At 61.2% G+C, this 11,689-nt stretch carries 9 protein-coding genes; 1 reads left to right on the top strand and 8 read right to left on the bottom strand.

Going from position 1 to position 11,689, the window contains the following annotated elements; genetic code table 11:
- Positions 1 to 1,606 precede the first annotated feature (1,606 nt).
- Both CHB94_RS26905 and CHB94_RS26900 read right to left on the bottom strand, forming a co-directional pair.
- Positions 1,607 to 1,873, bottom strand: coding sequence for a DapH/DapD/GlmU-related protein (locus CHB94_RS26905; protein ID WP_368073879.1), 267 nt, complete (start codon positions 1,871 to 1,873; stop codon positions 1,607 to 1,609).
- Positions 1,874 to 2,344: 471 nt separating this feature from the next.
- Entirely contained in the window at positions 2,345 to 3,505 is a 1,161-nt protein-coding gene (locus CHB94_RS26900) for a glycosyltransferase (RefSeq protein ID WP_368073878.1), read from the bottom strand.
- 892 nt (positions 3,506 to 4,397) lie between these two features.
- Between CHB94_RS26900 and CHB94_RS25495 the strand changes: the two genes are divergently transcribed.
- Complete coding sequence (locus tag CHB94_RS25495; protein WP_176445728.1) at positions 4,398 to 5,039, top strand: glycosyltransferase; 642 nt, start codon at positions 4,398 to 4,400, stop codon at positions 5,037 to 5,039.
- A 46-nt stretch (positions 5,040 to 5,085) separates the two neighbouring features.
- Here the strand turns inward: CHB94_RS25495 and CHB94_RS23665 are convergent, their stop codons facing one another.
- Genes CHB94_RS23665 through CHB94_RS26890 form a run of 6 tightly spaced genes read right to left on the bottom strand, consistent with a single transcriptional unit; the run spans position 5,086 to position 10,962 of the window.
- A complete protein-coding gene (locus CHB94_RS23665; protein WP_141137638.1) occupies positions 5,086 to 6,366 on the bottom strand; it encodes an oligosaccharide flippase family protein in 1,281 nt (426 codons plus the stop codon).
- Positions 6,367 to 6,425: 59 nt separating this feature from the next.
- Positions 6,426 to 6,980, bottom strand: coding sequence for an acyltransferase (locus tag CHB94_RS23660; RefSeq protein ID WP_217899488.1), 555 nt, complete (start codon positions 6,978 to 6,980; stop codon positions 6,426 to 6,428).
- Positions 6,981 to 8,039: a glycosyltransferase gene (locus CHB94_RS23655; protein WP_176445727.1), complete on the bottom strand. Its 1,059-nt coding sequence runs from the start codon at positions 8,037 to 8,039 to the stop codon at positions 6,981 to 6,983. It lies immediately after the preceding gene.
- Positions 8,036 to 8,809 (bottom strand): WecB/TagA/CpsF family glycosyltransferase, encoded by a 774-nt coding sequence (locus tag CHB94_RS26895; RefSeq protein ID WP_141137637.1) that lies wholly within the window; start codon positions 8,807 to 8,809, stop codon positions 8,036 to 8,038. Before CHB94_RS26895 ends, CHB94_RS23655 begins: the two co-directional genes overlap by 4 nt.
- Complete coding sequence (locus CHB94_RS24795; protein ID WP_141137636.1) at positions 8,796 to 10,067, bottom strand: hypothetical protein; 1,272 nt, start codon at positions 10,065 to 10,067, stop codon at positions 8,796 to 8,798. Before CHB94_RS24795 ends, CHB94_RS26895 begins: the two co-directional genes overlap by 14 nt.
- Positions 10,054 to 10,962, bottom strand: a complete 909-nt coding sequence (locus tag CHB94_RS26890; protein WP_176445725.1) for a glycosyltransferase — start codon at positions 10,960 to 10,962, stop codon at positions 10,054 to 10,056. The genes CHB94_RS24795 and CHB94_RS26890 overlap by 14 nt, the downstream gene beginning before the upstream one ends.
- Positions 10,963 to 11,689 lie beyond the last annotated feature (727 nt).

The raw sequence follows: 11,689 nt of genomic DNA, 5'->3' as shown, positions 1-11,689 counted from the left end.
GAACCTCACCCGCACCCGGGACAGATCGTGCGATGCTCGCATCCGTCAGATGCCCTCTCGACTCGTGGAACGTGCGACCTCAGCAATCGCATCGTCCCTGGTCGGAGGGCATTTGATCTTCAGGGCACGCCGCTGCTCACCACGTCAGGCGGTGTATCCGGGCTAAGTCAGCTTCCGTCCGCGCGCGCTACGACCGAAGGCGAGCCACCGGAGACCGACACAACGCCGCGCTGCGCAACCTGTTCAACCGTTTCCTCGGCCAGCTGCATCACTGCCCGCAGCAGCGCCAGAAGTACTGCGAGAGCAAGGCCTTTCCCGCGTCATCAGCCGCCGCCGCGTAGCCAACAAGTGGGCCGACACTTGACCTCTTACGCGGATCGGGTGTCTCGAGCCCGAACTCGTCCTTGTGCTCGTCGACGTACTTGATGGTCGGCGGGAGGGGCGGTCGGGCTCCGCCGCAAAGAAGGCCGATGCATTTGAATCGCGTTCGCCCGGCGCAGCTGTCGATTCTCCCGTTCCAGCTCGGCGATCCGGGTCGCCTCCGCAGTGGTCGTCCCCGGCCGCGCCCCGGCGTCGACCTCGGCCTAGGGCGCCCAGTTGCGCAGCGTTTCGGGGTTGATGCCCAACTGCTTGCCGATCCGGGCCAGGGCTCCCGGGCGGGTGACGAAAATCCGGGCGGGCCTCGACCGCCATCCGGGTCGCCCGCTCCCGCAGCTCATCGGGGTACTTCCTCGGTGCCGCCATGACTCTCATCCTCCAGCGGATTGAGAGCCTCCATCAGACCCGGGGCGAGACAACCCAGTCCTCGATAATCCCCCGGAGCTGGCACAGCGACTCGATCGCGTTCGTAGTGTGGATGATTTTTCCGGATCGCAGGGGCGAAGCGGGAAACGGCATAAACCGCTGGCGTTCTGCCAGGTCACCACCTCGGAGTCGGCGTACTCTTGCAGCGGTCCACTCGTTGATCAAGACAGGGAACGCGACGCCTACGGCTCGCGCGATCTACTGGGCGCGTTCGGGCGAGGTGTCGGTGACGAGCACTTCCAGGAATGTTTGTGTCGGCGATCGGGTCCCCAGGGATTTTCCGGGCAAGCTCATCGGGAGTCTGGGAGGTTCAACTGGTCGGTGACCCTGGCGGACAGACCTCAACAATAACGAGTCGCGGATATGATGCAACCCGCTGCTGAGAAACTTGACTGCACTGAGATGCATCCGAGGTCGCCTGCGACTCAGCTCAGTCATCGACACAAACAGCAGAATCTCCCCGGTGCAGCGCGGTACCTGCAGTCGGTTCAAGCCAAGCCCTTTCGAATTGCCAAAGCCGGGCCAGCGGAAGGTAACCACCACCCTACGCGCAGCAGCTAGTAGGTCCTAAAGTTCCACGCTGCCCCGTCCCGCTAGCCGACTACCCGCTCCCGTAGCCCCGACTGTTACCTGGGACCACAACAGGGGTCAGCCGCCAGAATGAGCAGCGCGAAGCCAGACGTGCCTGGAAGCGATTACCAACTACGCCCGGCGGGCTCCACCCACACACCGGCGCGAGCGCCGCACCGCTTCGACGACCATCGCTATCGCGGGGCACCAAGCGTCGCGCCGGGCGAGTGTCTCAACCGGCGCTGGAAGCCGAGTCCTCAATTCGCCGGATGGGTCGAGCCGGCACCCCGACGTAGACGTGGTCTGCCTCGCAGTCAGCCACGACGAGGGAGCCAGCGCCTATAATGCATCCAGCACCAACTGTGATGCCCGGAAGGATGGTGGCGCGAGCCCCGATCCAAGAACCAGACCCGATGACAACGGGTTTGCCGACTGTAGAGCCACCACGCCGTTCGCGCGGGCCTTGCTGATGCGTGCTGGTCACGATTATGACGCCCATAGCAATGTTACATCGCTCCTCGATGACAATAGGAGCGGTAGCGTCCATAAATACATCGGAATTGACGTATGTATCCCGACCGACCGTAATCGACGTGCCGCCGTAGAAGCCGCGAGCCGAGATCGTGCTGCGTTCCACGTTCATTCCCATCCAGCGCAGCACTCGCCACCGGGCTTGTCGGGGAATGAAGTGCGAGGGGGCCAGCACGTTCAGGAGGAGGTCTTGAGCAAATTGCTTCAGGATCTCACGGCACCTCAACAACGTCGACACTAGACAGTCCACATCTCGCGCACGGCCTAAGGGTACCTGAGCGAGGTTCAACCAGGAGGATTCCCGGGAAGACCGAGACGTAGGTGGCAACGTCTCGAGCACCGGTATGTCAGTCGGTTGAGGATCGGCATCGATGTCGCTCGACTGCTGAAGGAGAGCACCGACCGCAGCGGACGCGAGCCAGTCGGCCGAGGCGTATGCCTAGGCCGCGGCCCCGTCCCAAGATCGGGAGATCGCCAACTCGTAGATTTCGGCCAACTGTCGACTAAGGACGTCCGGCGCGAATTCCGACTCGAAGCGGTCCCGCGCTACTCCACGAAGACCGACTCCCGTCCGCGGGTCCGCCAGCGTCGATATCTGCTGACTGAGGGACTGGACGTCTGGCTCCACGATCCAACCTGCCTGCCCAACGAGCTCCGGCACAGCCCCGCGGTTCGTCCCTAAGACGGGAGTGCCCACGGCCAAACTTTCCATGACCGTCCTGCCGAAAGGCTCATCCCAGGTCGGCAGAGCTAGGAGCGCCCGGGCTCGCCCGACGGTATCGAGTGTTTGCGCGTTGGATCTTCGCCCCAGATAGGAGACCGACTCGTGCTTCTCGGCGAAGCCTCGCACATAACCCTCGAGTGGTCCGTCTCCGATTATCTTGAGGGGTGGTCGACTCGCGCTCGATAGCCAAGCATCAACGAGAAGCTGTATTCCCTTCTCCGGCGCGAGCCGACCAACGAAGACGAGCTCATCCCCACCCGGCCCTGCGGTGCTCGCTACGTCTGTCAACGTGTTGTACTTTACGACGAGACAACTTCCTTGAGGAAGAGTCGGTTCGACTATGGGCCTCATAGCGTCGCTAAGGCATATGTACACAGCTGCAGCCCGCGCTACGCCGAGTTTCTGAGCACCTCTGAGCACTCCGTCCTGAACCGCAACACCCAGGCTCTGGACGGGGCTTCCTCTATAGCAACCGCGTACAACCCCCCGCCAAGCCGAGAAAGCCTGCGAACAGTCGTAGCACGGGAGGGCATCACGAAAGTGGTTTGCGCTGACGCAAGACCGACGATAGTTTCGAAGGGATTGAACCACGGGAACCCGGCGCCTTCGGGCTGCGACAAACGGCGCGTTCCCCAACCAGGGGAACGTGTTTTGGACATGCACCACTTGGGGCGCGAACTGGTCGACTTTTTCCAACAGCCGAGTCGTTGCCTCGGGGGAATACGTCATTGACTGCGCCAAGTGGCCGAGGGTTGCACGGTCGGGAGCGTCGACCTGATGCAGTTCGACCTCCAGTCCAAGCTTGCGAAGTCCAACAACCTCAGCCTCGACGCTGAAGGACTCCCCGCCTACTTGCCGATACCCTGAGTGCACCATGAGGACACGCTTCAGGTTCACGTCGCGAGTCCTAACTCTGGAGGAGAATAACGCTTGAAGCGTGCCGTCATGCTGCGACCGAAGGCGACACCGCTCCCGTCAGCCTACAAGCCGAAGATTGAGGGCGTCGACCGCGAACCCTCATCCGACTCTGGGAGTCGACCTGTCGGATTGGCAAATGGCGACGGCTCATTTCTCCCCACGGTCTAGTCTCGGCTAGCATCGCGCTCCGAACCATGGCTCACCGGCAACTGAAGCGGTAGGTCGTGACACGGCGGCGACACCCACACGGACCGTGCCGAACACTTAGTCAACGGGGGCCCGTTGTACGACGAACGAAGCGCCAAGTTTGGAGCCATGCATGAGAGTCTTGCAGGTAGCCTACGCTTGTCGACCTGGCAGCGGGTCAGAGCCTGGGGCTGGGTGGATCCTCGCGCAATCTGCTGCTGCGAGGCACGACGTTTGGCTTGTAACCCAGCCTGGCAACGTGTCCGCGATCGCCGCTGCGCCGGACGTAGCGCCGGGCCTACGCGTAGTGCCTTCTGGACCTAGGCTGTCGCCACGGTGGGCCCGAGTCCCGGCCGCCCGGAGAGCCCACTCTGTTGTCTGGCACCTGTCCGCACGCCGAACTGTTCGCCGGCTGCACGCCCGAATCGGATTTGATGTCGCCCATCACACGACGTATGCGAGCGACTCGTCGTGCACCGCGGTGACAGCCCTCAAGGGTGTGCCGTACGTCTGGGGACCCGTCGGCGGCTACTGCCGCACTACGCTGGTGTTCGCCCGCTTCTTGGGCATTCGGGGGACGGCTCGAGAGGTCACGAGAGTCGTAGGAACGGGAGTCGCACGTCGGCTCCTTGCCCGAGGTGTGGCTCAACACGCAGGGCTGGTCGTGGCGCAGAACGCCGACGCGGCGGCGCTGATCCGACGAAAGACCAATCGAGTCGTTGTCCACCCCAACGTTGCCCTGTCATCCCATGTCAAGCGGAACCCCGAGTCAGCACGGCTCAAGACCATCGGTTACGCCGGCCACCTGCTGAGGCTGAAGGGCCTGGGCTTGCTGCTCGATGCCCTAGCGGAGCCCAGTCTCCGGGCATGGACGCTCGAGCTGGTCGGCGACGGACCAGACGAGCAGTGGCTTCGAGACAGAGCAGCAGCGCTTGGCGTGGCTGAACGAGTGACCTTCCTGGGGCGCTTACCGCACAATGAGGTTTTGACCTGGCTCGAAACTATCAGCCTCTTCGCCTTCCCGAGCTTCCGAGACTCAGCTGGCTGGGCGCTTGCAGAGGCAGTGATGGTCGGCGTACCTGTCGTCGCCCTTGATCAAGGTGGCCCGCCAACGATTACTGGTGGCTTGGGGATTGTCGCGAGTCGTCCGGTCCATTCTCTCGCAAGCCGTCTAGCACAACGGATTGCAGGTGGCGGCGGCCAGGCACCCGCAGTATGGTCGAGCCACCGCTTCCCTGAGGTCATCGATACCTGGTATCGGCGCGCCGTGGGAGAATTGCATCAAGGAGCCGAGTCGACCAGTTGAGTGAGTCCTTAAGCTTGAGCCCGTCTTGTGAGCCGTCCGTCTCGCACTATCGGCAAACCGCAGCGGCTTCCGTCGCCTCACGCCTTCTCACGAGCCACCACCCGGGAACCACCTGACACATCAAGACCGCACCAGTTGACGCGAGCACTGGACCAGCGCCACCCGGAAGTCCTGCAAGGGTGAGAGACCCGGCGAGCTTGACTATAAGGCCGATGGAAACCATCATCGCTTGGGCCTTGAGACCCGGGCCATCCGTCAGGTAAGTGCCAATGGGTGCATTGAACGCTTGCACGACCACGAGAAGCCCGAAGGCCACGGCGGTGACGAGTGGTATTTCTATGGCGCCTGCCGAGGCAAACTCGGCATAGACCGGCGTCAATGCTATGGCCACCCCTGCGCATGCGGCGGCAACTAATGAGAAGAACGCCGACGCCTTCAACGGCGATTCCCCTCGAAGCGATATCGAGCTTACGCGCCTTCGCGCGAAGACAGGCCAAAGCGCCAACCCCGCAACACTTATCATGGAACCAATAGGGCTGAACAGTTGCGCGGCGAGTGAATAGCCCGCTACGCCGGTCGGTGAGAGGTGGCCGAGTATTACTCTATCCGATTGCATGGCTATGGGGGCTGCGACCACAATTACCGCCATCGGTGCCGCCGTATTCCAGACCTTGACACTGTCCGCGCTCACCGCATTGCTAATATCCCTGACGGTTGCCCCTGATACACGGAGGGCTAACCATAACGATAGACCGCTGGTCAGCGCATACGCCAGGTAGAAAGCAATCGGCAACACAGACGGCGGCCCTCCCGTGGCTGCGATTACCGTGACGCCGAAGAATGCCAAGGGCGGCGTTAGCGCCCCCACGAGCGAGAACATCCAGGTCTTGTGAAAGCCCACCAGGATCCTCTGCCCCATACCAAGGGGAATCGACGCTCCGAATATCGCGAGCGACCAAGCCGCGGCGAGGGCGCCTCCCTCAAAGGTCTTGAATTCGCCCAGCAGGGCGCCCCATGCACCGGATAGGCTAATCAAGCAGACCGCGCAGAGGATGAGCGACATCGACAGCAGGAGGTAGCGGAACACGCGTCTTATGGTGATCAGGAACGCCGTCCTGAGCTCCTCTCGCGCTTCCGCCTCCGCAGCCGCGTTTGCGACCGCTGCTCCAAGACCTAGATCCGAGAACGCGAGGAGCCCCACGAAGGAGGTCAGCAGAGCGAAGAACGCGAAGGCAGTGGCCCCGTAGTGTTCGGCGATTGTCCGGCTCGTAAGGATGGTGAACACTGCGCCTATTGGTAGTGCTCCACCCCTCGCCAGCACCGCCAACAAGACTCCCCTATAAGGAGCGAGAGAACGGTCGGCTCGGTTTCCGGACCATTGCGTCTTCACATGAACGGGATGCGGTAGTCGAGGGAGTAGGACAGATCGGTATTGCGTACCCCAATCATCTTCGCGGGCACCCCACCCACAATCGCGAACTCCGCTACGTCCGCCGTTACGACGGCATGGGCCGCTACCACGGCGCCGCGACCGATCGATACACGCGGAAGAACCGTAGATCTAGCACTCAGCCACGCGTAATCCCCGACGGTCACTTGCCCACCCGTCGTCGCAAAAGAGGTCGATTGGGCATCGTGCTGCAGTGTCCAGATTGCGACCTCGCTACTCAAATTCACCTGCCGACCGATGACCAGTCCGGACCGGCCGTCGAGTCGCGCATGCTCCCCCACGGTTGTCCCGTCGCCGATGGTTATACCTCGGCCGTATCGAATCTTGGCTCCCCGGTATATCGTTACACCACTGCCCAGGCGCATTCCCATCACGTGTCGATACAGGGCCAGCCGCATGATATGCGAAGGAAGAATCGCGATCAGGTCCGCGATCAGGGCTTCGACACCCTGTTTCCAAGCGTACTTACCGACCCTCTTAGAGTTTCCCACCTACGATCCAATCGCCAGCTCGTACACCGCTCTTGTGGCGACCGCGATGCTATGCCAGTCCCGCGCCGCGAGCCTCGGAGCGGTCGCTGGCTTGGGTCGGCCCCTCGCCTCTGCGAGTGCTCCTCGGAGGCGGCCAGATGGATAGCACATCATCCACTCGGAGCCGACTTCGTCCGCCAACGACGGCAGACTGCCCAGAGCCGGAACAATTACGGGTCGGCCGACTTGCAAGGCCATAATTATCGAGCCGCTATTCGTAACATTCCTGAACGGGACCACGATCCAGTCCGACACACCTATAGCTGCAACCATTTCCTTTTCGCTCAGCCATCCCAACCGAACGCGCACTCGATCATCTTTGGCCTGCGCTTCTTCTACCTCAGCCCGGAGCGAAGCGTCACGACATGCCCCCACCAGGAGCAGTCGCAGGCTCCTGTCCTCGCAATCCATAAAGGCCCCGATCAGCTCGGAGACCCCCTTATAGCGCTCCAGAGAACCAACCAGCCCGAATACCGTCACATCGCTTGCCGTGTCTAGTTTCAGCGCTAGGGAATGTTGGAAGTGCTCGTCCGGAGGCGGCACCGTGTAAAGGCCGTGCGGGATTACGGTAGACGGCTTCTTCGCAAGACGCGCGGATTCAGCCGCGAGCGTCAATGAAGTACTGCGGTCTAGATAGATCGTCCGATCGACGACGACGAGCAAGAGCAGTCGCAGAAGAAATATCAGTCCCCGCCTTTGGTGGCCGTGGGGTGCGACGTTGTGCACCGTCCAGACGATTGGCTTCCGCCTTAGGAAGCGGACCCACAATAGAATCAGCGACAGCCCGAACAATCGCAGTCCCGCGAGGCCAGGGCCTACGTTTTTTATCAGTGCTTCCGGCCAATGGATATGGAGGACGTCGAACTTGCCCAGTATTGCCCTCGCCGGCTCGAATTCGTCAACCCGTACGTCAATCGCAGCCAAGGCCTGCGACAAGAGATAGTTGTACGGGTTCTCCGCTCGGTTTCGTCTGGCTGGCCAAGCGAGGACTCTCTTGCGATCCGATGTGTTGACCCTCACGGCTTCCTCCGAACCAGACGCGCCCTTAAGTGACTCCGTAGGATCAGTCGCGCGAATGCCAGGTTTCCCAGGGCGTATCGCCGCCAAAGCCGCCTAGGCTCCTTGAGAAGTCGGTACACCCATTCGAACCCCGAATGATGCAACCACTGGGGCGCCTCACGCACTGATCCCGCATAGAAGTCGAAGGCGGCTCCGACGGCAACAGTGGTGACCCCTAGGTGCTTCGTTATGTAGTCGGCGACAATGTCCTGTTTCGGCGTCCCAAGGCCCACCCAGATTACGTCGCTGTCACCATATTGGCGCACTGTCGTCAATATCGCCTCAAGCCACGCTGGTGTGATGCGTTGATATCCTGGGTCGATGACACGAAGGTTATGCGTCGGCACGTTGCGCTCGCTGAGGGTAGCACGCATCTGGGAGTCGAAGTCAGAGCTACCCCCGAGCAAGATTTGCTTCTTACCATGCGCCGCGCCTTCCTCTAATGCCAGGCGGAATAGCGAAGGCCCCCGGCTGACGGGGACGCCTCTTTTCCCCTCGAGAAGCATGGCTATACGCAAGGAGGTTCCGTCGACCAAGTTGAGCGCTCGCGGCGACCTCAGACTCTCCATCAAGGCGGCGTCACTCTGCGCAAGTACCACGGTCCACGCGTTGCACAGGTGGTAGGCGCGAGCCGACTCGCAATTAAATATGGAGTTTGTTGCGCTTCTTAACGAAAGAGGCTGGAGGCGCAAACCTAGCCAGGAGATGACTCCGGTGTCATGCGAGGTCATGTTGTGCACTTTCTCCGCGGTTCGTCGAACTCGTTGGCACTGCTTGGACTTGAGATTTAGCACCCTCTGCGACCAAAGCCACCAGAAAGATCACGTCCGGAAGATTGCTCAGGATGGGACCGAAAAGCAGGAACCAAATACCCGCGATCGACGCGAAGGAGACCATGGCCCGCCGAGCGGGATCTCCGGGCGCCCTAGTTAGCCGCATCACGAAGAAGGCCGCGAGTGCCAGCGTCCACGCCAAACCCGGAAGGCCGAAGTTCACCCAGAAGTCGGCGATAAGAGAGTGTAACTTGAACGCCCCACCGAACATGTAATCGTTCACATAGTTGCCCCCTATCCCCAAAGTCGTAGAAGATAGTCCTTCTTTCGCCCATGCAAGGTCAATCGACGTAGGAACCGCTCCAGCGCCATATCCGGTCGGATTGTTCATCATCAGAGACAAGGTAGCCGCCCATTCCGGCCGCCCCCCCAGGATTAGGGCTATCGAGTCGCCCCCTGCCTGGCTCTTCGACACCGCCTGGATATCGGACCCAAGGAGACCACCCACCGCGGCCGCACTGAAGAGATAGTAAACGGAGGCCGCTAGCGCGGTAATGAGGGCCGCTGTTCTCAGCGGTTTATGCAGTGCCCTTGAATGAAGCGGCTGTCGACGATGAACAACCAGCAGGAGTGCTGTAAGCAAGCATATCCCTGTATAGCTCCTGTAATCATTCAGAACTCCGACCAAAGCGAGCATGCAGAAGGTCGTCATGCAGGTTCGCATGCGGGCTCTGGTCGCGACTAGCACGGCCAGAAGAAGGTACGCAACGGGAAGAGCGAGGCCATATTTCCAGAGAAGCCCGATGTCCACTGCCGAGCTGAGAAGCCCCCGGAGCATCGCTCCTGCAGAGTAAGCCAGCGCTATGCCGACTACGCCAATGCGGGTCCTAGCCCAGCACAGAGGCCCCAAAGACATGATGGTGAAAACCGCGAATCTGACAACGCCAGATGCGGTCTCCCACGATACCGGTTGCGAGGCGGCAGTGTCCCACGAGAGAAGCAACGACGCGAGCACCATAATGACGCCGGTCGCGATGAGCGGTCGTATGTGCTTATATGCCGCGACGACGGAGATCCAGAGCGGAAGTGTTAAGACGGTGGCGACGATATCGGTCGTTAGCCCAGGTTGCAGCTGATACCGAAACCCTATGAGGGTCGTCGCGGCGAACGCGAGGTAGTCGTCTGACCGAAACGCTGAAGCTTTATCTTGCTTCATGGCGTGATCTGCAAACGTCGAGGATACCTCTCATAAGTCCTCCAAACGACGCAAAAAACTTGACGACGCGCTCCTCGGGCTCGTGCCGGATCGGACGCCAGAGATACCTTACCGTCTCTTGAAGTCCAGGACCGCACAAGAGGCCTATCAGGTCCCTCGGCCTGCTGGAACAGACACGCAGCCTGTTGCGCTGCATGTAATGATAGTAGAGGGGCGACCTTCCTCTTCCAGCGTGACTTCCCCCCACGCGGTGCCACACCGTTGACCCATTGACGGTCGTTATTCCCATTCCAATCGCATGGGCGCGCATCGACAGTTCGGCGTCCTCCCAGTACAGGAATAGGTCTTCGCGAAATCCCCCGAGCTCACGCCAGGCGGAGGATCGAACGAGAGGAGCGGCACCTGTAATGAACGGCGTGCGTGAGTTAGGCGGCCGCCCGGATGTGCCGCCCGCTTCGATTGCAGTCAGGTGAACCGTGGCTCCGCGTCGCACGTCGACAAATCCCCCTGCGAACCAAGGGCGTCGAGAAGACCCCATTCCGTGTTCGATCATAGGGGACGCCAGACTTGCACCTTTGTCGAGCGTAGCGGTGACCAGTCGCTGTAGCGAGTCTGGAGCGACAACGACGTCTGGATTCAGGAGCCACACGAAGTCTCTGTCCGGCGGATCGGCCAGCGCAAAGGCGCGGTTCGCAGCTGCACCGAATCCGAGGTTCTTTCCGGCCCGATAGAGGCGCGTCGGTATTTTGAGCGAGGCCAAGTGTTTGGTGAGGGCTGCATGTCCTTTCTCGGAATCGCCATTACTGACGATCGTGACGCTTGCTACTCCTGCCTGAACGGCAGAGTCAATGCAGATGCCGAGATCAGCGGCGCTGAAGAAGTTGACGGCCAACATGTGCACTGGCGGCGCGGCGCGCGACATGTTTACATTCCCACAGTTCGCCTCAGAGGACAGGGCAGTTGCATGTTAGCACGGCGCCCCTGTCCGAACTGCTCGACGGCTGAGCGTCCATATCCTGCATCAGAACGACTCGATGTGACTAAACGAGCCTCTTGGACCAAAGGGAGCGCAGAAGCGCCAGAATTCGAGGAGGCTTCATAGACAAGAACTGTCGCAGGGGATCTGCGCTTTCATTACCACGCACCATCGGGTAACTGCCCCGGTCGTCGTTCCCACGTCGCTCTGCCTGAGCTTCCTCCCGGCTGCGAGTCATTGTTTCGCCTGGCCAACTGGCTCGGGGTAAGGGGCCATCTTGCGGTACGTAGCGCACCAGTATCGGTCGCCACCCTTGCCACCCTTCTCTCGCGCCGGGGTATGACGACGTACTTCGGGCGCTTGGTGCTGGCAATCCCTGCCTTGAATACGCCGAAGCACGTCAGCAAAGAGCCGGCCGCCAACAGCCTTCCTGACGCAACGGCACGCTACCGCTTCCGCCGGGCCCGCACCGTCAGGCGGCACCCGCAGATGTGCATGCTTTCGCTGCACGCATTAACGTGCCGAGCCGGCCCTCGTGGAGCGGCTCGCTAAGAGCTCCCGCCAGTAGGTGCAGTTGTTGCGTTCGGCGTGGCTGATCGTCGAGGGCAGGCACGAGGGCCACGCTCGCGAAGGTGCTAACGCTCCG

This window comes from Blastococcus mobilis (assembly GCF_900188025.1).
GTDB classification, from domain to species: Bacteria; Actinomycetota; Actinomycetes; order Mycobacteriales; family Geodermatophilaceae; genus Blastococcus_B; species Blastococcus_B mobilis.
The sequence above is the reverse complement of the archived record's forward strand: the minus strand, read 5'-3'. Positions and strand labels throughout refer to the sequence as shown.